This is a genomic window from Rhizobium album, from assembly GCF_003122325.1.
Lineage (GTDB): Bacteria > Pseudomonadota > Alphaproteobacteria > Rhizobiales > Rhizobiaceae > Metarhizobium > Metarhizobium album.
Window position 1 is genome coordinate 1 of sequence record NZ_QFBC01000014.1, and the last position, 22,784, is coordinate 22,784.

Annotated in this window: 25 protein-coding genes; 12 read left to right on the forward strand and 13 right to left on the reverse strand. The window is 60.3% G+C overall.

Annotated features, from left to right (window positions below; translation table 11 throughout):
- Window positions 1-210, forward strand: a 210-nt coding sequence (locus DEM27_RS34160; protein ID WP_109460781.1) for a hypothetical protein, incomplete at its 5' end; no start/stop codon positions are given.
- A gap of 168 nt (window positions 211-378) precedes the next feature.
- Here DEM27_RS34160 and DEM27_RS23985 read toward each other — a convergent pair.
- On the reverse strand, window positions 379-888 hold the full coding sequence (locus tag DEM27_RS23985; RefSeq protein WP_109460782.1) for a hypothetical protein: 510 nt from the start codon (window positions 886-888) through the stop codon (window positions 379-381).
- Window positions 889-1,005: 117 nt separating this feature from the next.
- Between DEM27_RS23985 and DEM27_RS23990 the strand changes: the two genes are divergently transcribed.
- The 6 genes from DEM27_RS23990 to DEM27_RS24015 all read left to right on the forward strand — a co-directional run bounded on the left by DEM27_RS23990 (window position 1,006) and on the right by DEM27_RS24015 (window position 6,117).
- Window positions 1,006-1,188, forward strand: coding sequence for a hypothetical protein (locus DEM27_RS23990; RefSeq protein WP_109460783.1), 183 nt, complete (start codon window positions 1,006-1,008; stop codon window positions 1,186-1,188).
- A gap of 7 nt (window positions 1,189-1,195) precedes the next feature.
- Window positions 1,196-2,071 carry a hypothetical protein gene (locus tag DEM27_RS23995; RefSeq protein ID WP_109460784.1) on the forward strand — a complete coding sequence of 292 codons (876 nt, stop codon included), beginning with the start codon at window positions 1,196-1,198 and terminating at the stop codon, window positions 2,069-2,071.
- 369 nt (window positions 2,072-2,440) lie between these two features.
- Window positions 2,441-3,007 carry a DUF4142 domain-containing protein gene (locus DEM27_RS24000; RefSeq protein ID WP_109460785.1) on the forward strand — a complete coding sequence of 189 codons (567 nt, stop codon included), beginning with the start codon at window positions 2,441-2,443 and terminating at the stop codon, window positions 3,005-3,007.
- Window positions 3,008-3,042: 35 nt separating this feature from the next.
- Window positions 3,043-4,149 carry an alpha/beta hydrolase gene (locus DEM27_RS24005; protein ID WP_109460786.1) on the forward strand — a complete coding sequence of 369 codons (1,107 nt, stop codon included), beginning with the start codon at window positions 3,043-3,045 and terminating at the stop codon, window positions 4,147-4,149.
- A 225-nt stretch (window positions 4,150-4,374) separates the two neighbouring features.
- Window positions 4,375-5,541: a zinc-dependent alcohol dehydrogenase gene (locus DEM27_RS24010; RefSeq protein WP_109460787.1), complete on the forward strand. Its 1,167-nt coding sequence runs from the start codon at window positions 4,375-4,377 to the stop codon at window positions 5,539-5,541.
- A gap of 141 nt (window positions 5,542-5,682) precedes the next feature.
- On the forward strand, window positions 5,683-6,117 hold the full coding sequence (locus DEM27_RS24015; RefSeq protein ID WP_109460788.1) for a GFA family protein: 435 nt from the start codon (window positions 5,683-5,685) through the stop codon (window positions 6,115-6,117).
- 14 nt (window positions 6,118-6,131) lie between these two features.
- On the opposite strand, the gene DEM27_RS24020 is transcribed toward DEM27_RS24015, so the two are convergent.
- Window positions 6,132-6,905 (reverse strand): SOS response-associated peptidase family protein, encoded by a 774-nt coding sequence (locus tag DEM27_RS24020; protein WP_109460789.1) that lies wholly within the window; start codon window positions 6,903-6,905, stop codon window positions 6,132-6,134.
- Between the two features lie 59 nt (window positions 6,906-6,964).
- Entirely contained in the window at window positions 6,965-8,032 is a 1,068-nt protein-coding gene (ligD, locus tag DEM27_RS24025) for a non-homologous end-joining DNA ligase (protein WP_109460790.1), read from the reverse strand.
- A 269-nt stretch (window positions 8,033-8,301) separates the two neighbouring features.
- On the opposite strand from ligD, the gene DEM27_RS24030 reads away from it, so the two are divergent.
- From DEM27_RS24030 to DEM27_RS24040, 3 genes are read left to right on the forward strand one after another with little or no spacing between them, the layout of a single operon-like run.
- A complete protein-coding gene (locus DEM27_RS24030; RefSeq protein WP_109460791.1) occupies window positions 8,302-9,054 on the forward strand; it encodes an ImuA family protein in 753 nt (250 codons plus the stop codon).
- Window positions 8,975-10,486, forward strand: a complete 1,512-nt coding sequence (locus tag DEM27_RS24035; RefSeq protein ID WP_109460792.1) for a Y-family DNA polymerase — start codon at window positions 8,975-8,977, stop codon at window positions 10,484-10,486. Before DEM27_RS24030 ends, DEM27_RS24035 begins: the two co-directional genes overlap by 80 nt.
- Entirely contained in the window at window positions 10,483-13,776 is a 3,294-nt protein-coding gene (locus tag DEM27_RS24040) for an error-prone DNA polymerase (protein WP_109460793.1), read from the forward strand. The genes DEM27_RS24035 and DEM27_RS24040 overlap by 4 nt, the downstream gene beginning before the upstream one ends.
- 53 nt (window positions 13,777-13,829) lie before the next feature.
- Here DEM27_RS24040 and DEM27_RS24045 read toward each other — a convergent pair whose 3' ends face one another.
- Entirely contained in the window at window positions 13,830-14,345 is a 516-nt protein-coding gene (locus tag DEM27_RS24045) for a DUF6428 family protein (protein ID WP_109460794.1), read from the reverse strand.
- A 42-nt stretch (window positions 14,346-14,387) separates the two neighbouring features.
- Between DEM27_RS24045 and DEM27_RS24050 the strand changes: the two genes are divergently transcribed.
- Together DEM27_RS24050 and arsK are read left to right on the forward strand one after the other, a co-directional pair.
- A complete protein-coding gene (locus tag DEM27_RS24050) occupies window positions 14,388-14,744 on the forward strand; it encodes an ArsR/SmtB family transcription factor (protein WP_109460795.1) in 357 nt (118 codons plus the stop codon).
- A complete protein-coding gene (arsK, locus tag DEM27_RS24055; RefSeq protein WP_109460796.1) occupies window positions 14,737-15,945 on the forward strand; it encodes an arsenite efflux MFS transporter ArsK in 1,209 nt (402 codons plus the stop codon). Before DEM27_RS24050 ends, arsK begins: the two co-directional genes overlap by 8 nt.
- A 4-nt stretch (window positions 15,946-15,949) precedes the next feature.
- Here the strand turns inward: arsK and arsH are convergent, their stop codons facing one another.
- From arsH to DEM27_RS24100, 9 genes are all read right to left on the reverse strand, one after another.
- Window positions 15,950-16,675, reverse strand: coding sequence for an arsenical resistance protein ArsH (arsH, locus tag DEM27_RS24060; RefSeq protein ID WP_165823561.1), 726 nt, complete (start codon window positions 16,673-16,675; stop codon window positions 15,950-15,952).
- Window positions 16,653-17,078 (reverse strand): arsenate reductase (glutaredoxin), encoded by a 426-nt coding sequence (gene arsC / locus DEM27_RS24065; RefSeq protein WP_109460797.1) that lies wholly within the window; start codon window positions 17,076-17,078, stop codon window positions 16,653-16,655. The genes arsH and arsC overlap by 23 nt, the downstream gene beginning before the upstream one ends.
- A gap of 2 nt (window positions 17,079-17,080) precedes the next feature.
- A complete protein-coding gene (gene arsB / locus DEM27_RS24070; protein ID WP_109460798.1) occupies window positions 17,081-18,139 on the reverse strand; it encodes an ACR3 family arsenite efflux transporter in 1,059 nt (352 codons plus the stop codon).
- A gap of 1 nt (window position 18,140) precedes the next feature.
- Window positions 18,141-18,668, reverse strand: coding sequence for an arsenate reductase ArsC (locus DEM27_RS24075; RefSeq protein WP_109460799.1), 528 nt, complete (start codon window positions 18,666-18,668; stop codon window positions 18,141-18,143).
- Between the two features lie 14 nt (window positions 18,669-18,682).
- A complete protein-coding gene (gene arsN2, locus DEM27_RS24080) occupies window positions 18,683-19,126 on the reverse strand; it encodes an arsenic resistance N-acetyltransferase ArsN2 (protein WP_109460800.1) in 444 nt (147 codons plus the stop codon).
- Entirely contained in the window at window positions 19,120-19,473 is a 354-nt protein-coding gene (locus DEM27_RS24085; protein WP_109460801.1) for an ArsR/SmtB family transcription factor, read from the reverse strand. The genes arsN2 and DEM27_RS24085 overlap by 7 nt, the downstream gene beginning before the upstream one ends.
- A gap of 92 nt (window positions 19,474-19,565) precedes the next feature.
- Window positions 19,566-20,561 (reverse strand): tyrosine-type recombinase/integrase, encoded by a 996-nt coding sequence (locus DEM27_RS24090; protein ID WP_109460932.1) that lies wholly within the window; start codon window positions 20,559-20,561, stop codon window positions 19,566-19,568.
- Window positions 20,558-21,478 (reverse strand): tyrosine-type recombinase/integrase, encoded by a 921-nt coding sequence (locus DEM27_RS24095; RefSeq protein WP_109460802.1) that lies wholly within the window; start codon window positions 21,476-21,478, stop codon window positions 20,558-20,560. Before DEM27_RS24095 ends, DEM27_RS24090 begins: the two co-directional genes overlap by 4 nt.
- On the reverse strand, window positions 21,475-22,707 hold the full coding sequence (locus tag DEM27_RS24100) for a tyrosine-type recombinase/integrase (protein WP_109460803.1): 1,233 nt from the start codon (window positions 22,705-22,707) through the stop codon (window positions 21,475-21,477). Before DEM27_RS24100 ends, DEM27_RS24095 begins: the two co-directional genes overlap by 4 nt.
- Window positions 22,708-22,784 lie beyond the last annotated feature (77 nt).

The window sequence follows — 22,784 nt, forward strand, 5'->3', positions numbered from 1 at the left end:
ACGACCGTAGAGATATCCGTGACGAGCGACGAGGGTGTTCGGACCCCAATCGGGTTGATGACCCCGCGCCAAGCACTTCAACTGCCGGATCACGTCGAGTTCGAAGCATCTCACCCTGACCACGAGGCGGGCAATACCGACGTGCTCCTCGACCGTGAGATGCTGCAGGATCACGTCGACGCCAGCGAGGTTTCGAAGACCCCCGCTTGAAATCCGCAGTTCAAGTCATCATCTAAAGGCTCACCACCTGTATCGACGAATGCGCGCCCGACCTAACCGTCGTGGGGCATGCTGCCGTCCGTGGTGCGAAGGGCGCTCCCCATGACGGATCGAGTGCCCTTCTTAGATTCTTGGCATACCTGCGTCTGCTCCTCCAGATTAATGTCCGCGACCATGTCCATGCCAATTGTAGGTGCCGTCATCATGAAACCCGGGTGGCACCCATGCCCCGAAACGCTTCGCTGCCGCAACATCGGCATCGTGCAGCATCGCGCTCAGACGCAAATGGTCCGCCTCCATCGCTGCGAGAAGTCGCTCCAGATGGCTCGAAGTGATCGCAGCGAACAGGCCGTTTCCACTGTCGCCTACGGCCGGCCGCAATGAGATCCTCGAGCCGACGTCGTCCTGAAACTGAGCAAGCACCTGTCCGGCCGCGACAAGTCGGCGACGGACCTGTTCTCGAGGTTCAGTGACAATTGCCAGGCGTATCCCATTCTCAATACGGGCCTTGGTATTCGGTAGAAGATCCGTGTCGAGGATGTCGCTTCCTGGAGCCTGATCCCGGACCGTCGCAAGGAAGGCATCCACAAGATCGCCGGCTGCCTCGAGGACGTCGGCATCTGACATGAAGTCGGTTCCGGCATTCGGACGCGTCTGCGATGTTTGCATGGCGGCTCCTCCTCCGGCGGATAACGCCCGGCGCCTAAGAAAGTTGCCGGCCGTCAGCGGCACACCAGAACGAACCTTCGTTCGGCGCGTTGTAAGACCAGCAACAGGAGACCCCCGATGAGCACGAATGACACCAACGCCACCCCGGAACAGCGCCGCCCCGCCGACGTCCATCCGACCCCTTCCAATCCAGAGCCGGCCGACGAAGAATCCATGGCACCGACCTCGGTGCAACCCGCAGGCAAGAAGGACGAGAGCGAGCCGCCAATCGTCAACCCGGTGACGGGTGCCGCTCTATAAGGCAGATATGAGCACTCCGAAACCAAAGAGCGACGACGAGCCGAAGCAGGAGACGATTTCCTTTCCCTTCGACCGGATGACCGTCGCGCGGTTCCGGGAGACCTTCCCGAATGCCCGCTGGTCGGACACCCTCCAGGCGTGGACGGTCCCCGGCAGCACCGCCCGGCGTCGCATCGACAGATGGCTGGCCTCCGAGATGGACCGGCACGATCCCTACGGGCAGCAACGTGGCCGCGACGCCTACGAGTTCGAACCCATCCTCTCGCCGTACCTCGCAGTTATTTCGACCGGCTTCTGGATACGCACCCCGTATTCCCGGACCGTCGTCGATGAGCTGCGACAGATTCCGTTCGCAAGGTGGAACGGCGACGAGAAGGTCTGGGAGGTGCCATACGCGTCATACGACGATCTTCAGCACAGGTGGGAGGCAATCGAAGAGGCCGCGAAAAGAGCCGAACCCGAGGAGCGGCGGAAGCGAGCCGAGGCACGGAAGGGCACCGAGGAAGAGGCGAAAGCGAAGCGTCGGACAGCGGAGCGGAAGAAGAAGCGGCTGCCATTTCCGAGCGACGACCTTCCGCCTTTGGGCAGGCCTGTGGCCACACCCGCCTTTGGGATCGTCGTCATCACGGAGGTCACGGGCGAGCTCGTCGATCCTGTGGAGGTGGCCGAGCATCATCCGGACGCCGACGAGGAGCACGTCTGGGCGGGCTGGCGGTCGGCGACGCTGGAGGAACTCGTCCACACATGGCCTGCGAAAGCCGGGCCGGGGGAGTACGAGCGGCTCCGCGGATGGTGGCAGCCGGAGATCGAGGAGCTGCGTGCGGCGAGATCATCGGCGAAGTCGAAAGAGAGGAGGCGAGGAATACAAGATTCTGCAGAATAGGAGATCTATGTTTAGCCAAATTGTGCCGCGCGATCCTCGTCACCAGATCCGCCTGTAAGCTGGTGTCGTTTGGCATTTAACCGTAAGAATGCGCCCGTTCCGGCAGGTGATGGCACTAATTCCTCACACGCCGGTTCGGTCACTATCATTGGCTCAACAACTTCTCTGGGCCTGACGGTCTCGGACCGATGGGCCCGGAGCCGACAATCTTATGTCAGGTGCCAATCATCAGCTGGAACTTAAACAGCAGCTTGAGGTTTAAGTCACGAGCACTCTGACAATTCCTGTCAAAACTCATCCTTATTATAAAACAGCTGTTTCGCTGCTGGGTAGCCGCGTCCAGACGTTGAATCTATCCGGAGCATTAATATGGACCGCCGTACAATTCTGACTGGCTTCGTGGCCGTTGGCGCAGCCCCCATCATTCTGGCGCAGACGCGCCCTGTTTTGGCTGCAACCCCGATGGCGGCGATGCCGGTCACGTCGTTTGCAGATGTCAAAACCGCTGCGCAGTTCTATTCGACCGTGATCGGTCGCGCCGAAATCTCGCTCGCCACCTCGCAGGTCGCTTCGGAAAAAGCCACCCAGAAGAACTCGCTTGAGTTTGCCGGTTTCGAGCTGGGTGAAGCCATCACTGTCAACATGGTTCTCAAGGACACCGGCGCGATGGGCCCGGGCATGGATGCGGACGCGCATGGCATGGTCGAAAAGGTTGTGTCTGCCGGAAAAGGCAAGGCGTTCGACAAAGCCTATATCGGCCTCCAGCTCGAAAATCACGAGTACCTGCGCGATCTCGCCGACGCCTTTGTTCACAATTCGACCGGCGTGACAGACCATGCCGAGGTCCAAGGGCGCCATCTGAGCATGCTGATGCTGGCGGTGTTCAAGGAACACGTCGCGATCTGCAAGCGCATCACCAAAGAACTCGACGCGTAACGCGCCCGCACCCAACAGCTTTGAAAGATTTTCACATGAAGAACTCAGTTCGTATATCCATCCTTTCCGCGCACCTGATCGCCAGCACCGCGCTTTTCGCAGCGCCATCTGCGTTTGCACAGGAACAGCCAAAACCCAATCCTCTGGCGGAAACGCCGGACAGCGGCACGATGAAGCGCGCCGACAAGGAGGACATGGTTCTCGTCCTCAAGAAGATGCAGGAGCTCGGTGCAAAGCCAATCGAGTCGCGCAGCGTCGAGGAAGCCCGCACCCAGCCATCGCCGGCGGATGCGGTCAAGGCTGTCCTTAAGGACGAGGGCAAGATGGTCCCCATGCCAGCGGTCAAGAAGCAGGACATGACCTATCCGATCGAGGGCGGCACTCAGCCGGTCCGGATCTATACGCCCGAGAATGCCGGTCCCGGCCCGCTACCGGTCATCGTCTACTACCACGGCGGCGGATGGGTGATCGCCAATATCGACACCTACGAATCCTCGGCACTTGCGCTGGCGTCGAAGGCCAAGGCGATCGTCGTCAGCGTCGAATATCGTCATGCGCCGGAAGCCAAGTTCCCGGCAGCCCATGCTGATTCCTTTGCAGCCTACAAGTGGGCCCTGGAAAAGACAGCAAGTTTTGGCGGCGATCCGGCCCGTGTCGCCGTGGCCGGCGAAAGCGCGGGGGGCAATCTGGCCGCCAATGTCGCGATCATGGCGCGTGATCAGAAAGTTCAGATGCCGGTGCACATGCTGCTCGTCTATCCCGTCACTGGTACTGACATGAACACGCCCTCCTACATCGCCAATCAGAATGCCATGCCCTTGTCCAAGGGCGGCATGGGCTGGTTCGTCGGCAAGGTGCTCGCCAAGCCAGAAGATGCCATGAACCCGATGCTCAATCTAACGACCAAGGCCGATCTCAAGGGCCTTCCGCCGGCAACGATCATCACCGCAGAGATCGATCCGCTGATGTCTGACGGTGTGATGCTGGCGGAAAAGCTGAAGGCAGCGGGTGTCACGACCACCTACATGAACAACGAAGGCGTGACGCACGAGTTCTTCGGCATGGATGCCGTCCTCGACGATGCGCGGCGTGCCCAGGACTTTGCCGTCAATGACCTGACAAAGGCATTCGATAAGAAGTGATGTCTGGAAACCGGCTCATCGCTGAGCCGGTTTCCCTCGCATTTGTCTGGCGCGAATTCGAAACGTGGAACGGGCTCGCGATACAGCCGCCCGTAACATGAGCCGTAATCTGTGGTCCTGGGATGCCCCGTCGCCCGCAGTTTCAATTGACGCGCAGCTCTAGCCGGCTGCGACCACCGCTTCGGCATTTTGTCTGTAACGCAAAGACAATCGGAGGAACACGACATGAAAGCTCTGACATGGCACGGAAGCGGAGACATTCGCTGCGAACAGGTCGACGATCCGATCATTCAAGATGATCGCGACGCCATCATCAAGGTAACAAGCTGCGCCATCTGCGGCTCCGACCTGCATCTCTACGGCGGCTTCGTTCCCGGCATGCATGCGGGTGATGTGATGGGCCATGAGACGATGGGGGAGGTCGTTGAAGTCGGTCGCGGCAATTCCAAACTCAAGATCGGCGACCGCGTCGTCGTGCCCTTCACAATCTCCTGTGGTGAGTGCCGGCAGTGCAAATGGGGGCAGTTCTCTCTTTGCGAGCGCTCGAACCCTGCGGGCGCGGAGCAGGCAAAGCAGATCGGCTATCCGACCGCTGGCCTGTTCGGTTATTCCGAAATGTACGGCCGTTTTCCGGGCGGCCAGGCGCAATATTTGCGCGTTCCTTATGCCGATGTTGGCCCGATCGTTGTGCCTGACGGCCTGAGCGACGAACAGGTCCTGTTCCTCTCCGACATATTTCCAACCGGCTACATGGCCGCCGAAAACTGCGACATCAAACAGGGCCAGACAGTGGCTGTGTTCGGCTGCGGTCCGGTCGGCCTGTTTGCGATCAAGTCGGCCTTCTTGCTGGGCGCGGAGCGGGTCATTGCCATCGATACCGTGCCTGAGCGATTGGCCCTCGCCAGAGCCTCCGGTGCGGAAACGCTCGATTATGCGGATGAGGACCTGCAGGAGCGTATTCTCGCCATCACCAACGGGCTTGGTCCGGACGCCGTCATCGAGGCGGTCGGAATGGAAAGTCATGGGGCAGGCGGCGTGATGGAAACGCTTCAAACAAAACTGACGTCGACGGAGCGGCCGTACGCTCTCGCCCAAGCGATCCTTGCCTGCCGACCGGGTGGGACCGTATCGCTTCCGGGCGTGTTCGTCGGGCCGGCTGTTCCCGCACCACTCGGGGCCCTTGTCGGCAAGGGACTAACCCTGAAAACCGGACAGACCCATGTCCAGCGCTATCTGGAGCCACTTCTCAATCTGATCGTCGAAGGCAAGATAGATCCATCCTTCCTGATCACACACAGGATCGGGCTGGAGGAAGGTCCGGAAGCCTACAAGACCTTTCGGGATAAGGAAGATGGATGCGTCAAGGTCGTTATTCGACCGAATGGTAGCTAGGCGGATGTACGGCGACCGCTCGCATTGGCGGTCCCTGCTCGCCGGTTCCCTTGTTTGGAGGCGACGATATTTCACCGGCGGACCTCGGCCTGATCGGCACAGAGAAGTTGACCAGCTGCGAACGCATTGGAGGCAAGCGATATGCGGATTGCGTCATGTAGATGCGGTGGCCTGGTAGCCAGGTGCGAGGGCGACCCCCTCCGCGTCTCTGTTTGCCATTGCCTGGAATGTCAGCGGCGCACCGGCAGCGCATTTGCTGTCCAGGCACGGTTTCGCAAGGACCTCGTCACCCTCGAGGGTTCCCACATGCGTTGGGAGCGAATTGGCGAGAGTGGAGAGAAGGCGACCTATTTCTTCTGCCCCACCTGTGGCTCGACCGTCTTCTATGAAAACGAAGTTCTTCCAGACGTTGTGGCGATACCGGTCGGCGCGTTTGCCGATCCGGATTTCCCGGTACCGCAACGATCGATCTTCGAGCGGCGGCAGCACCAATGGGTGCAGGTAACCGGAAAGGCAATAGAGCATCATCTTGGAGATGAGGCGGAAGCAGGATGTGAAGATCGCACTTACACGTAGCCGAGTCGCCCTGCCTAGATCAGGCTGCCCTGCTGGACGACCTCGCCGGATTTCGAAACGATCGACGATCCGTAGGGCTCATGCGAGGCGATGATCAGCGCATCGTCTGGCAGGGGCCGAGCCAGATCTTTTGCTTCATCCCACGGCGCCCGCATCCAGACCTCCGTTTCTTCCTTTGTCAGCAGCAGGACCGGCATGGCCTTCTCATGGATCGGCTTCACCAGCCCGTTTGGATCGGTGGTCAGAAAACCGTAGAGATCATCCGTCGTCAGCCCATCTTTGACCTTACGGACGCTCTGCCAGCCCGGCACATGGATGCCGGCAAAGAACATCAGAGACTTTTGCTCGTCGCGCGCGAACCAGGCGTTCGGAACCTTACCGCCGGGTTCTTGGGCTTGCGGATCCGGTTCGGCAAATGTCGTAACGGGAACGATGCAGCGATGGTCTACACCGAACCAGCGCTTCCAATGCGGCAGGGTGAGCTTGCGGACATTGGTGACGCCGCGATCCGGCTCCATGCGAATGAGCGCGTCCATATCGACGGCCTGCCCCTTGGCCCTCATCTTGTCAGCGCGTGCTTCGGCTGCCTTTTTCTGCACGAAGATCGGGGAAGGAAGGCCCCAGCGCGCATGGACCAGCTGCGGTTTGCCGTTGGCCGTATTGCGAACGATCGGCCCCATCTGGTCGGGGTTCATCTGATAGGCCGGCATCAGGTTGATCAGGCTTTCGGCGTCCTGGGCCCATTTTGAGACCCAGTCCTTGTCTTCCATCCGATAAAGATTGCACATAGCAGGCTATCCCTCCGCTCACACCGATGAAGGAAATCTAGCGCATCGCCGGCGATGCGCTAGTCGAGCTTGAAAACATCGGCGTTGTCCTGCCGCTCCCGCAAACCCTTGTAGACCGCATGGCGGAGCTTGCCGTCGGCCGTCCAGGCGCGAAACTCGATCTGGGCAATCAGCGTCGGATGCACCCAGACGATATCGGCTTCTCCGGTATAAGACACCGGCGGCCGCTTTTGCTTCCATCGCAGCTTGTCCAGCATCTTGCGAAGCTTTGTGGCCTCGGCCTGGCTAAACCCCGTCCCGACGTTGCCGACATCGATGATCTCACCATCGCGGTAGGCAGCCAGAACCAGCGAGCCGAAGCCAGCCGGCGATGCTGCTGACGGCTCATAGCCGACAATGAAGAACGCTTCGCTCTCGACGCACTTGACCTTCACCCAATCGCCAGTCCGACCTGACCGATAAGGCTGGCCGCGGTGCTTGCCGACGATCCCTTCCAATCCGAGGCGGCAGGCATGTTCCAGCAGGACGGCAGGATCGGCATCGAGCGTTTCCGACAGCCGGATTGCGCCCTCCTGGTCCTTCACGGTGTCTTCAAGCAGGTGCCGGCGTGAGCGATATTCGACGCCACGCAGATCATGGCCATCGAGATAAAGCAGGTCGAAAGCGTAAAGGATGGCGTCGGAAGCCCGATTACCTGCCTTTTTGCCGGACGCGCCGAGTGATTGCTGCAGCAGCCCGAAATCCGATCGCCCTTCATCATCCAGGACCACGGCCTCGCCGTCGATGATCATGGTCGCCGGCCCAAGCGCCCGGGCCGCCTGCTCGATCGCCGGAAAGCGATGGGTCCAGTCATGGCCGCCGCGGGTGAGGATACGAACACCGTTCGGTTCGATATGCAAGGCCAGGCGGTACCCGTCCCATTTCACCTCCCAGGACCATTCAGATCCTTGCGGCGGCTTTGCCTTCAGCTGCGCCAATGCCGGCTCGACACGGTCGGGCATCGGGTCGAAGGAAAACTGCGGCTCTGACGGATTACGCTTCTTGCGCGGCCGCGAGCGGATCGGGGCCTCGGTATCACGAAGGAGCGGTCTGGATCTTGTGCTCGTCGATCGTGGGGGCTTCGTCATTCCGACAGTTCAACAAAAAAATGTTAAGAAGATTGTGACGATCCGGGACTTGTCCCCGCTATTCACGCCGCTGCTCCAGCGGACGGCACTGAAAAATAAATTTTCGATCGTTATCTCCCTGAATCCACGGGGTTTCTAATGTGCAGGATAATATTCCCAGCCTGCGGCCCGCTTGACTCTTCGCAGTCATCGGAACAGAAACAGAACATCCGCATTTTGCACGACATGATGTCGGCCTGAAAACACGTTTCTGAAGGGAGCCGTGAACGATGACTGCTGCCCGCGAGAGTGTGATTTTGGATCTGCGTGAGCGGATCGCCGCGCTCGAAACCAGCATGATGAAGAAAGCCGGCTGTCTGGCATTCGGAGTGCCTGAAATGGATGCGGCTTTGCCGTGCGGTGGGCTTGCTCATGGCGCCCTGCACGAGTTTGCCGGTGGCGGATCAGGCACGGTCGATGGTGCAGCCGCGGCCCTGTTCGCCGCGGGCATCGCCGCTCGAACCAAGGGACCGATCGTCTGGTGTCTGACGCGACCGGATCTGTTTTTCCCGGCACTGGCGCAGGTTGGTCTGCATTCCGATCGGGTCATCTTCGTCGAGTCCGACAAGGACGAGGATGTGTTGGCGAATATGGAGGAAGGACTGTCCTTTGGTGGTCTTGGTGCGGTCGTCGGCGAGGTCGTCCGCTTGCCGATGGTCGGCTCGCGCCGGCTGCAGCTGGCGGCCGAACGCACCGGGACGATGGCGCTGGCCGTGCGTCGCTGGAGGCGGCAGACGGAAGCGAATGATTTCGGGCAGCCGACGGCCTCGACCACCCGGTGGCGGGTCAGCGTCATGCCTTCGGAGGATCTTCCGGTTCCAGGGGTGGGGCGGCCAAGGTGGTTTGTGGAGTTGATGCGCGTCAAAGCGGGTGAGTGTGCTGAGTTTCTCGTGAGGGCATGCGATGACAAGGGTCGTCTCGATTTATCTACCGGATCTGCCGACCGATCGCATTCGCCGGGACGATCCGTCCATTCCGCCTGAACAGGCGATCGCCGTGATTGCCAAAAGCGGCTCGAAGCGCTGGGTGTCCGCGGCCGATGCAGCTGCAAAGAAGGCCGGCGTGCATGTCGGCATGCCGGCGGCCAAGGCGCAGGCGCTGTTTCGTGGCTTGATGCTGGTCGATGCCGACCCGGTCGCGGATGCCGCAGCGCTGGAGCGGATCACGCTCTGGGCTCTGACCATCTATTCCCCGATCGTTGCGGTGGATGGGATCGATGGCATCGTCATGGACACGGAAGGCGCCGACCATCTGCAGGGCGGCGAGCTGCCGATGGTGACGATGATCGCCAATCGCTTCCTGTCCAGGAAGCTGACGGCACGGGTCGCGATTGCCGATACCTGGGGTGCGGCCCATGCCTGCGCCCGCGCCATCAGCCGCGAGGCCGTCATCGTGCCATCCGGCCAGACCGTGAAGGCGGTCGAAAAACTGCCGATCTCGCTATTACGTCTCCCACCCAAGATCGTGGGCGATCTACGGAGCCTCGGCTTCCAAACCATTGGCGAGCTGGCCAACACGGCACGCGCGCCCCTGAATCTTCGCTTCGGTCCGGAAATCGGCCGCCGCCTCGATCAGATGTTCGGACGGGTGGCTGAGCCGATCGAGCCGATCCGCACAGCCGAGTTGATCGAGGTCGCTCGATCCTTTGTCGAGCCGATCGGGGCGGCCGAGACCATCAACAAATATGTCGGCCGGCTGATCGTCCAACTGATCGACGAACTCCAGAAGCGCGGGCTCGGCGTACGCCGTGCCGATCTGATTGTCGAAAAGGTCGATGGCACGAGGCAGGCGATCCGCGCGGGCACGGTCAAGCCTGCTCGCGATATCGCCTGGCTGACAAAACTGTTTCGCGATCGCACGGAGAAGATCGAGCCGGGTTTTGGGATCGAAAAGCTGACCCTGGTCGCCGTCATCGCCGAGCCGCTGGAAGAGGTGCAACGCTCGTCCTCGCTGGTGGAAGAAGAGGTCACCGACGTTTCGCCGCTGATCGACATCTATGGAAACCGTGGTCACAAGGTTTACCGCCTTGCACCTCTGGCCTCTGACGTCCCCGAGCGTTCCGTCCAACGCATCAGCGCTGCCGCCGATCCGGTCGAGATCGCATGGGTCGGTCACTGGCGCCGGCCTGTGCGGTTGTTGCCGCGGCCGGAACTGATCACCGCCATTGCGCTGATGCCCGACTATCCACCCGCCTCGATCACCTGGCGCGGCAAGCGCCGCAAGGTCAAACGCGCCGACGGCCCCGAGCGGATCTTTGGTGAGTGGTGGCAGCGTGACAGCGAAATGGAAGCGGTGCGCGACTATTTCGTCATCGAGGATGAGAGCGGCGAGCGTCTCTGGGTGTTCCGATCGGGCGATGGCGTCGATCCGGAGACCGGCAGCCACCGGTGGTTCTGTCACGGGATCTTTGCATGAGATATGCCGAGCTGCAGGTGACAACGCATTTCTCCTTTCTGCGCGGGGCGTCCTCGGCACAGGAGCTGTTCGAAACCGCCGCAGCGCTTGGCATCGATGCGATCGGTGTCGTTGATCGAAACAGTCTTGCCGGCATTGTGCGGGCGCTGGAAGCGTCGCGCGGCACAGGGTTGCGGCTGGTCGTCGGCTGTCGTCTCGATCTTGCCGACGGCATGTCCATCCTCGTCTATCCCACCGACCGGGCTGCCTATTCGCGGCTGACCCGGCTGATCACGCTCGGCAAGTCGCGGGGCGGTAAGAACAACTGCATCCTGCATTGGGATGACGTCGTCGCCTATTCGGAAGGGATGATCGGTATCCTCGTGCCCGATCTTGGCGACGAAGTCTGCGCCGTGCGCTTGAGAAAGATAGCCGAGGTCTTTGCCGACCGGGCCTATGTGTCGCTCTGTCTGCGCCGGCGGCCGAACGACCAGATGCGGCTTTATGAGATTTCCAATCTGGCGGCTCGGTTCAAGGTGAAGACGGTCGTCACCAACGACGTGCTGTTTCATGAGCCAGGCCGGCGGCAGCTGCAGGACATTGTTACCTGCATCCGGACCGGCAAGACCATCGACGATGTCGGCTTCGAGCGCGAGCGCCATGCCGACCGCTACCTGAAGCCGCCGGAGGAGATGGAACGGCTCTTCCCGCGCTATCCGGAAGCGCTCGCCCGGACGATGGAGATCGTCACGCGTGCCAAGTTCTCGCTTGAGGAGCTGACCTATCAGTACCCTGAGGAGGCGATCGTGCCGGGCAAGGATGCCCAGGCGTCTCTGGAGCATTACGTCTGGGAATGCATCCCCAATCGCTATCCCGAAGGCCTGCCGCCGGATGTGCTGAAAACCGTGCGCCACGAGCTCGATCTGATCCGCACGATGAAGTATGCGCCATATTTTCTGACGGTCTTTTCGATCGTGCGCTACGCCCGATCACAAGGGATCCTGTGCCAGGGCCGCGGTTCGGCCGCCAACAGCGCCGTCTGCTATATTCTCGGCGTCACCTCGATCGATCCATCAACCAACGACCTTCTGTTCGAGCGCTTTGTCAGTCAGGAGCGCGATGAGCCGCCGGATATCGATGTCGACTTCGAGCACGAGCGGCGCGAAGAGGTGATCCAGTGGATCTACAAGACCTACGGCCGCGAGAAGGCGGCGCTTTGCGCCACCGTCACCCGCTACCGCGCCAAGGGCGCCATCCGCGACGTAGGCAAGGCGCTCGGCCTGCCGGAGGATGTCATCAAGGCTTTGTCGTCGGGCATGTGGTCATGGTCGGAGGAAGTGCCGGACAGGAATATCCGCGAGCTCAACCTCAATCCGGATGACCGCCGCCTGGTCCTCACCCTGAAACTGGCCCAGCAGTTGATGGGCGCCCCGCGCCATCTCGGCCAGCATCCGGGCGGCTTCGTTCTGACCCATGACCGGCTTGACGACCTTGTGCCGATCGAGCCGGCGGCGATGAAGGACCGGCAAATCATCGAGTGGGACAAGGATGATGTGGAAGCCCTGAAGTTTATGAAGGTCGACATCTTGGCCTTGGGCATGCTGACCTGCATGGCCAAGGCATTCGATCTGATCCGCGAGCATAAGGATCGCGATCTCGACCTGTCGAAGATCGAGCAGGAGGATCAGGCGACCTATGCCATGATCCGCAAGGCCGATACGCTCGGCACCTTCCAGATCGAAAGCCGCGCCCAGATGGCGATGCTGCCGCGCCTCAAACCCCGGACGTTTTACGATCTCGTGGTCCAGGTGGCGATTGTTCGGCCCGGACCGATCCAGGGCGATATGGTCCATCCCTATCTGCGGCGGCGCGAAGGCAAGGAGGATGTCGTCTATCCGACGCCAGAACTGGAGGAAGTGCTCGGCAAGACCCTCGGCGTGCCGCTGTTTCAGGAGAGCGCGATGCGGGTGGCCATGGTGTGTGCCGGCTTTACCGGCGGCGAGGCCGATCAGCTGCGAAAATCCATGGCGACGTTCAAGTTCACCGGTGGCGTCAGCAAGTTCAAGGACAAGCTGGTATCCGGCATGGTGAAGAACGGCTACACGGCGGAATTCGCCGAGAAGACGTTTTCGCAGCTCGAAGGCTTTGGGTCCTATGGCTTTCCAGAAAGCCATGCGGCTTCCTTTGCGCTGATCGCCTACGCCTCGAACTTTATCAAATGCCACTATCCAGAGGCGTTTTGTGCGGCGCTGATCAACTCGCAGCCTATGGGCTTTTATGCTCCCGCCCAGATCGTCGGTGACGCCCGCGCCCATGGCGTCGAGGTCCGGCCCGTCTGCATCAATCGATCTCGCTGGGACTGTACGCTGGAGCGGATCGGCAACACCGATCAGCATGCAGTTCGGCTCGGATTCCGCCGAGTGAAGGGGTTGGCGATCGCCGACGCGGCGCGGATCGTTGCAGCACGAATGAACAGCGACTTTGTTTCCGTCGATGATATGTGGCGACGCTCCGGTGTGCCGACTGAAGCGCTCGTGCAACTCGCAAAAGCGGACGCATACCGGCCGTCCCTAAGGCTGGAGCGCCGTGATGTGCTCTGGGCCATCAAGGCACTGCGGGATGAACCGCTACCGCTGTTCGCCGCGGCGGGTGAGCGCGAGATGGCAACGATCGCCGAGCAGAACGAGCCCGAGGTTGCGCTCCGGCAAATGACAGAGGGGCACAACGTCATTGAGGATTATGGCCATACAGGCCTGACATTGCGACAGCATCCGATCGCGTTTCTCCGCAAGGATCTCGCGGCCCGCAACATCATCACCTGCGCCGCAGCAATGAATGCACGCGATGGTCAATGGGTTTATACCGCGGGCCTCGTGCTTGTTCGACAAAAGCCGGGATCCGCGAAAGGTGTGATGTTCATCACCATCGAGGACGAGACCGGTCCGGCCAACCTCGTTGTCTGGCCAAAACTGTTCGAGAAAAGCCGACGGATCGTTCTGGGATCATCCATGATGGCAATCCAAGGGAAGATACAGCGGGAAGGCGAAGTCGTGCATCTCATCGCGCGCCAGCTATTTGACCTGACCGCTGATCTATCGGGCTTGGCCGACCGGGATGCCGAGTTCAAAATGCCGGCCGGCAGGGGAGACGAGCTCGCTCATGGCGGCGGCCCTGATCCACGTGACACGCCAAAGCAGGTTGCCAACCCGCGCGACATGTTCATTCCCTTATGCCGAACTCGGCATAAAGGCACTTATCCCGAGCCGGATACTATGCCGAGCCCGTTCCCTAAGGCTCGAGATTTCAAGTAAAATCGCCCAGCAAGTTCGGCATAATATCGGCGATTAAAAGCTGACGAGTTTGACTATCCGCAACACTTCGACTCATTGGCTGTCGGCCCGCAGCAGGATGATTTGGCCTGTTCCTCCGCCAGCCACCGATCTCTCGGCTTGCAGCTCGCCGGCCGAGCGGAAAGGGAAACCTCGAAGGAACCGGCGACGAGCCGCGGCGCGGCCGCGCAGTAGAGGGCCATCGGCCGTTCTCCGTCGCTGACCTCGAATGTCAGCTTGGCCGTTGGCTCAAGCTGCACGTGGTCTGCTATCTTGCGGATGATCGCCGAGAACTTGCCGGCCGGCATGTGTGTCCGACTATCTTCATCGATATCCCACAGTTGGACGAAGATCTCCGACCATGCTTCCGGGTTCGCACCGCAGTCGAGTGCCGAAAACATCCCAGCCTTGACCTCGGTGACGTGATAGCCAGGCCGGACGGGACTGCCATCATAACTGAACACCAGCGGGGCATCCGGCGCCACCGAAAGCACATCGAGGAGATGGCCGAGACTGATGTCCGTCGAAACTGACTTGTCGATCGCGTTCATGTGAGTTATCCCTCTATCCAATAGTTCAAGGATTGTTGAAATATGGATGAGCGTCAAGCCCTTTCGTCATTCGCAGCGCTGTCCCAGGAGACGCGCCTTGCCATCGTCCGGGCGCTGGTCGTCGCTGGGCCTGAAGGATTGGCCGCAGGGGTGATCGCCGAGCGCATGGGCGTTTCCGCAACGAATGTCTCATTCCATCTCAAAGAGCTTGAGCGGTCGGGATTGATCTCTCAGCGAAGGGAATCCCGCTCGATCATCTACAGCGCCAGTTACGAGAGCCTGGCCGATCTCGTGAAGTTCCTGATGGAGGATTGCTGTGCCGGGCACCCTGCAATCCGGGAGAATGTCGAGAAGAGCGAAGGATGCTGCAGTCCGGCTGGTGAGGTAGCAGGTGCATAGTCGACAGGTTCTCGCGGGAATCGTCTCCGCGCTCGGCATCACGCAGATCATCGGCTACGGCACTCTCTATTACAGCTTTAGCATCCTCGCTCCCGGCATGGCGGCCGACCTCGGCCTTTCGCTTTCCCAGGTGTTCGGGGTCTTCTCCGTTTCGCTGTTCATAGGCGGCCTGTCTGCCACCTATCTCGGCAAGCAGATGGATCGGATCGGCGCGGCCACCATCATGACGATCGGCTCGGTTCTCGCCGCCCTGACGCTCGCATTATGCGCCTGGTCTCCCTCGGTCGCAGTGTTCGCCATCGCCATCATCCTGCTCGAGGTCTCATCGGGCATGGTGCAGTATCAGGCGGCATTCGCGGCATTGGTCGAGAGCAATCCCCGCACCGCATCCCGGAGCATCACCTACCTCACGCTGATCGGCGGGTTCGCATCGACGATCTTCTGGCCGATCTCGGCCGCGCTTTCTGGATGGATGTCGTGGCGTGAGATCTATCTGGTCTTCGCAGCGCTGAATCTTTTCCTCTGCATGCCTCTTCACTTCTGGATCATGCGTGCCGGCAAAACCGGATCGAGTGCGGATGCGGCCGCCCGGCCTCGCGAAGCTGTCATCGGGGCAGTCCCCCACGATGCACGCAGTCGAAGCATGATCATGGTGTCGTTTGCCTTCGCGCTTCTGGGGTTCACGCTTGCCGCGATCCTTGCCCATATGGTGCCGATGCTGGGATCGATCGGACTGGGTGCCGCAGCCGTGGTGATCGGATCCCTATTTGGCCCGGCACAGGTCGCCAGCCGCCTGATCAACATGGTCTTCGGAAAGAACCTTTCGCCGCCGGCACTCGCGGTGGTGTCAGCAGTGCTGATCGTGTTCGGCATCCTGATCCTGCTGGCAAGTGGAGACTGGCTGCCGGGGGCCGTCGCGTTTGCAATCTGCCTCGGGCTCGGTTCCGGCATCAACAGCATCGCGCAGGGAAGCCTGCCGCTCTATCTGTTCGGATCGGAAGGATATGGGGCGATCACGGGCAAGATGGCGGCGGCTCGACTGGCGCTCGGAGCCGGCGCACCCTTCGCGTTCGCGGCGGCGATGGAGAACCTGGGCCTGAGCCTGTCACTCATTGGAAACGCTTGTCTCGGCGCGGTCAGCATCGCGGCATTCGTTGCGGTGGCTGCATCCTGTAGGCGGCCAGCCACCGCAACGGTCTAGGCAGTCAGATCGACTTCAGTGAGACCCGCTTCTCCAGCTCGGCGGCCTGTTCCTTCCGCTCGCTGTAGCGATCGGTCAGATAAGACGAGGCGTCGCGGGTCATGATGGTGAACTTCACCAGTTCCTCGCAGACGTCGACGACGCGGTCGTAATAGGACGACGGCTTCATCCGGCCATCGGTGTCGAATTCCTGAAACGCCTTCGCAACGCTGCTTTGATTGGGGATGGTGATCATCCGCATCCAGCGCCCGAGGATGCGCAACTGGTTCACAGCGTTGAAGGACTGGCTGCCGCCGGAAACCTCCATCACCGCCAGCGTCTTGCCCTGTGTGGGGCGGACGGAGCCGAGCGACAGCGGGATCCAGTCGATCTGCGCCTTCATGATGCCTGTCATCGCGCCGTGGCGCTCCGGGCTGATCCAGACCTGGCCTTCCGACCATTGGGAAAGCTCACGCAGTTCCTGCACCTTGGGATGGCTGACGGGTGCCTCATCCGGAAGCGGCAGCCCGGCCGGGTCGAATATCCGCACCTCGCATCCGAGGCGTTCGAGCAGCCGACGGACTTCGAAGGCAAGGAGACGGCTATAAGACACTTCCCGAAGCGATCCATAGAGGACCAGGATTCTGGGCTTGTGCGTCGAGAATGCTGGCCGCAGGGATTCTGGGGCGATCGGCTGAACATGGTCGTCGTGCAGTGCGGGGAATGTCTCAGACAATGCGCTTTCCTTCATTGTCGAGTACCTGTTCGCCGTCTTCCTTGGTGAACGGTCCCTTGAAGGCATCGGCCGGCAGGATGTCCAGAACCACCTCAGAGGGACGCGACAACCGCGTGCCCATGGGGGTGATCACGAACGGTCGGTTGATCAGGATCGGGGTGGCGAGCATCGCATCCAGCAACTGGTCATCGGTCAGATCAGGATTGTCGAGGCCGAGTTCCGCATAGGGCGTGCCCTTCTCACGGATCGCTTCACGGACCGTCAGGTCGGCATCCGCGATCATTTTTGAAAGCTTCTCGCGCGATGGCGGGTTCTGCAGGTATTCGATGACGGTAGCCTCTATCCCAGCATGCTGGATGAGCTCGAGCGTGTTCCGCGACGTACCGCAGGCCGGGTTGTGATAGATGGTAACGTCCATAGTCAGATCCTCTCGGTGATGGTGTTGCGGGCGACAGCGGGCGATGCTTCGTACCAGCCCTTCGAGCGGTTCACGATCCAGACGACGGACAGCATCACCGGCACCTCGATCAAAACTCCGACGACGGTGGCGAGTGCCGCACCAGACTGAAATCCGAACAGGCTGATGGCGGCGGCGACCGCGAGTTCGAAGAAGTTGCTCGCTCCGATGAGTGCGGAGGGTCCGGCGACGCAATGGCGCTCTCCCGACATCCGGTTCAAGATGTAGGCGAGACCGGAGTTGAAATAGACCTGGATCAGGATCGGGACCGCGAGCAGAGCGATGATGGTCGGCTGCGCGATGATCTGCTCGCCCTGGAATGCAAAGAGAAGCACGAGGGTAGCGAGCAGCGCGACCAGCGACAACGGCTGGAGCTTGGCAAGGAGGCTATCGAGTGCCAGAGTGGTCCCGTCGGCGGTCAGGCGGCTCCGGAGAACCTGCGCGATGATGACGGGCACGACAATGTAGAGAGCGACCGACAGGGCAAGCGTCGCCCACGGCACGGTGATGGCCGATAGGCCGAGCAGCAGGCCGACGATCGGCGCGAAGGCGACGATCATGATGGCGTCGTTCAAAGCCACCTGCGAGAGCGTGAACAGCGGCTCGCCCCGTGTCAGGTTTGACCAGACGAAGACCATGGCCGTGCAGGGTGCCGCAGCAAGAATGATCAGGCCTGCGATATAGGAGTCGATCTGGTCTGCCGGCAGATAGGGCCGAAACAGCCAGCCGACAAACAGCCAACCCAGCAACGCCATCGAGAACGGCTTGATCGCCCAGTTGATGATCAGCGTGACACCGATCCCGCGCCAGTAGGAGCCGACCTGCGCCATCGACCGGAAATCGATCTTCAGCAGCATCGGTATGACCATCAGCCAGATCAGGATGGCAACAGGGATGTTCACCTTGGCGACCTCGGCACCGCCGATGATCTGGAAGACGCCAGGCATCAGGTGGCCGAGGGCAACGCCGACGGCGATACAGAGGAAGACCCAGACGGTCAGGTATCGTTCAAATGTCGACATCTTACTCGGCCTTCGCGGATTTGACCGACGCGCCTTCCAATGAACCGATCTGGCGAACGTGTTGTTCAAGGGCCAGGCGGTCGATCGAGGCGATGGGCAGGTTGATGAAGGCACTGATCCGGTTCTTCAGAAACCGTGCAGCTTGAGCGAAAGCGCGCTGGATCTCGACTTCAGTGCCGACGACGGCCGCCGGATCCTCGACACCCCAGTGGGCAGTCATCGGATGGCCGATCCAGACCGGGCAGGCCTCGCCGGCTGCGCTGTCGCAAACCGTGAAGATGAAATCCATCTCCGGCGCGCCAGATGCGGCGAACACGTCCCAGCTCTTCGAGGAGAAACCGGTCGATTGATAGCCGAGCGTCTCAAGTTCCTTCAGGGCATAAGGATTGACCTCACCCTTCGGCTGGCTGCCGGCGGAATACGCCTTGAAGAGACCGCCGCCCTCCTTGTTGAGGATGGATTCGGCGAGAATAGAGCGAGCGGAATTGCCCGTGCAGAGGAACAGCACGTTATAGGTCTTGTCAGTCATGGTCGTTGTCCGTGTTAGGTCAGAGGCCTGTTGCGCTTCATGATGGTCGCCGACGAGGGGCAAATGGAGGACAGTTGGCGGGTCGCAAGCACCGCGGCCGGCACTTCGGCCCGCGGCACCTCTGAAAACCCGATGCTCGAGAAGAACGACGTGGCGCTCGTCGTCGCCAGAAAGATATCGCCGCCGCTGCCAACGTTCCGCAGGGTCGCCTCGACAATCGCTTGTCCCAGGCCATGACCCCGATGCGTCGGAAGCACGACAACAGATCGCAGCAGGTAGTCGCCGTCACAGCGTTCGAGGCCGGAATATCCGATCGTTTGGCCGTCGCCTGAGACTGCTTCGAAGAAGGCGCGTCCATCGTCTTCAATGTCATCGGTCGGGAGATCCGCAGCACGGAGCGCGTCGCGGAGACGAGCGTCGCTACCGGCCACTTCGTGCAATGCGATCGCGCTCAACATGGCTTCGCTCCCGGCGCACAACATGGCGTCAGTTCTGCGATCAGGGGTGCGCAAAGCTCCGTCGAACCGCCGCAGCAGTCCTTCAGCAGGAATAGTGTCAGGTCGCGCAGGCCGTCGAGGTCGGCCCGGTAGATGATCGATCGGCTCTGGCGCTCGCTCTTGACCAACCCGGCACGGGACAGCGTCGCAAGATGCGCCGACATCGTGTTCTGCGGGACATCGAGGAGCCGGGCGAGTTCGCCAGCCGGAATGCCATCCGGCTCGTGCCGGACGAGCAACCGAAATGTCTCGAGGCGGGTGTTCTGTGCCAAGGCCGCGAGGGCCGTAATCGCGCTATTGCTTTCCATATATCCAGAATAATGGATATGTTGTTGAAGTCAAGCGGCACGATGCCACGAGATGATGGCGCCGCTAAACGACCAGCGGCGCCATTGTGCTGCTACAGGTTGTCGAGAAACGACAATAGCTTGTCACCAGCTTTAAACCGGCGGAAGGGCTGCTCGTTCAATGGGGCCACCTTCGCAAGCGCCGCCTCCTTTATTGCGAGATGCGCGTGAAGGTAGGCCTGCGTGGAGCGTGTCGATTCATGCCCCAGCCATAGCGAAATCACTGTGCTGTCTACGCCGGCATCCAGCAATTCCATTGCGGCACTGTGACGAAGAACGTGCGGTGATACTCGTTTTGCTCGCAGTGAGGGGCATTGTTGTGCCGCCTGCTTCACATACTTCGCCAGCAGATATTGGACCGCGTCCGGGCTCATCCGAGATCCATGCACGGTTGGGAAGAGGATGTCGGAAGTCTCCGGTCTTGGCTCGTCCAACCATTGTTTGAGCGTAGCACTCAGAATTTTGGTCAGTGGTGTGACACGCTCCTTCCGTCCCTTTCCGAAGCAACGAATGTGGGCGCCGGCGTCCAGAGTCACGGCGCTGCGATCAAGCCCGACCAGTTCGGAGAGCCGCATGCCTGTCTGAGTGGCCGTAAGAAGGAGGCAGTAGTCGCGGCGACCGATCCATAATCGCCTGTCCGGTGCTGCCAAGAGCGCCTTGATCTCATCCCGGACGAGGAACTGTACCTCGCGCTTCGCGCCGATTTTGCCGGGGATAACAAGCACGCGTTGGATCTGGTGGCTAAAGGCAGGCTCCTCGAAAGCAAGGAACCGAAAGAACGCTCGAATAGCGGTGAGCCTGAGATTGTATGTGGTGGTGCCCGCGCGTCGTTCTGAGATGAGGTCATCCAGGAAGGCTGTGACGAGCTCTGCGTCGAAATCTTCAAGCGTCAGGGATGATGGCGGCTTGCCCGTCTTGCGGTGGGCGAACCTCAGAAAGAGTTTGAAGGTGTCGCGGTAGGAGGCGACGGTGTGCATGCTGACATTGCGTTGGCGCATCAGCCGCTGCGTGAAGAAGCGCTCGATAAGCCGTGGGAGCGAGCTGGTCATCGTGCCGTCTCCCATCGCGCGTCCAGACGGCGTTTGGCTTCCTCCAGAAGATCGGGATGCGCGCTCAGATACCAGTATGTATCGGCAACCTTGCCATGACCGAGATATGTCGAAAGTTCCGGGATTCGAAGATCGACATTCTCGCCGTTCCTGTACCAGTCCAGCAGCGTGCGCACTGCGAAGGTATGGCGAAGATCGTGAATCCTCGGCCCTTCTGCCTCTGAAGCTCCACGCAGCCCCGCTTCACGGGTCCAGAGAATAAAAGAAAAATGGGGATTGGCATGGTTCAGACCTCGGCCACGATCCCCAGTGAAGAAGAACCTGCTCGCGCGCCGTGTCGGCAAGCAATCCCGCTCATCGCAATATCGGCGGAGCGCGTCCCAGGTGCTGCGATGCAACGGTATGTATCGGCTCTTGCCGAACTTGGTCTGACGGATAGTCAATGTTCCTGTACCCATGTCGGCATCCTCTCGTAAAAGGCGCGCGGCCTCGGAAAACCGCATTCCTGTCGATGCGAGCAATCCAAAGAAATAGTGATAGGTCACGCCTCGAAAGCTGCCCGGATGCAGGCGAGGCATTGCATTGAGAAGATCGGCAACTTGAGCGTCGGAATAGATGAAGGGCCGGGCCCGTCGCTGCGGTGGAAAAATGCCGGAAGGTGGAATCTCGGTCCTCAGGTCATTCAACGCGACATGGCGTGAGAAGGACCTGATCGTTGACAGTCGAGATGACCAAGTCCGCGGCCCGCATTGGTGCTCCGCCCATTCGACGGCGAGCTTTGCGGTAATGTGGTCTTGGCCCCGTGCTTGTGCATACGCGACAAAATTACGTAATCGGCTTTCCTGGCTGCTAAGTTTGAAGCCAAGGGATCGCCGCAGCGTCAAGTATTGCTCGAGGGATGCCAGCATGTTGCTCATAGGCATGCTCCCATCCAAGGCCGCGCAATTGATCGAAGCCCCTCGGTATCGAGCTTCGCGTAGATTCTCGTTGTGTCTGGCTCCTTATGCCGAAGGACCTGAGCCAGTTCTGTGAGGCTTACGCCAGAACGGATCGCCATCGTCGCAAACGTGTGTCGGAATATATGAGCGTGATGAGAGCGGAGCCCCGTAATCTCGGCACGCTTCAAAGCCCTCTTGGCAATTAGGATGACAGGCGTAGCGGTTAGAAACGGTGTGCAGGGGGTCTCGACCCTATGAAAAATGGTCCGTGCCCCGGATCGGGGGCGTCCATCTACAATGTAATCCGCGATGGCTCTACCGACGTCCTCTGGGAGCGGCATTGCCGCTATCCGGCCGCCTTTACCATGCACTTGAATAAGGCCGAGGTGCCAGTCGATGTCATCCAACGACAATAGGGCGGCTTCTTTAGCGCGTAGGCCAAGTCGCGACATCAGCATCAGGATCGCGAAATCTCGACGGCCTGCAACGGTGGCCCGATCGCAAGCATCCAGAACGCGGTCGAGCTGATCAGCACTCATGAACGACGGCAAGGACGATAGTCGGTGGTTTTTGACCATCGGGACAGCCTGGGCGAGATCGAGTTCTGTAACTCCTGCGCTCCAGCAAAACTGGAGAAAGACCCGAAGTCTGGATGAAATGATCTTGGCCGTCGCGGGGGTGTGGCGTTCAAACTGGCTAGCTAGATAGTCGCGAATATCATCGTATTGGAGTTGAGTTATCCCCTGCCCATCACTCCATGACCCGCGCAAGAACAACCTGCTGTATCTGAGGTGAGCCGATATTGTCGCTGCAGCGTAGCCCCTGCGGCGGAGTTCAGTCGCAAACCGGCCGGCAAGATCATCAATCGGGTGAACGGCCAGCGGTGCTTGATACACGAAGCCCATCTCTATGAGCTTTGACCTCAAGCGCTCGATCGAACGGCGCTCTCCGTGTCGCAACCTGGCTGCGGCGGCACGGCATGCCAAGAAGCGGTCGAAATCACCGTAAAGAACCAGTGCCGGATCACCGTTCCGGCAATCCTTCTTCCACTCGACAAAAGCTGAAATGGTCTGGATCGTCGATTGAATGCTTTTGGCGCTATAGCTTTGATCCACCATCAAGTTGATGACAGATCGGGCGCAGTCCTGATGAGGCCAGTTGTTGATAATTTGAGGGAGAACCGTGTTCTCCATCGGCAAACTCGTCATGCTCGTCTCCGCTTAATTATAACAGCGGATGTCGTTTGGCATTTAACTGTAAGAATGCGCCCATTGTGCCAGCTCAT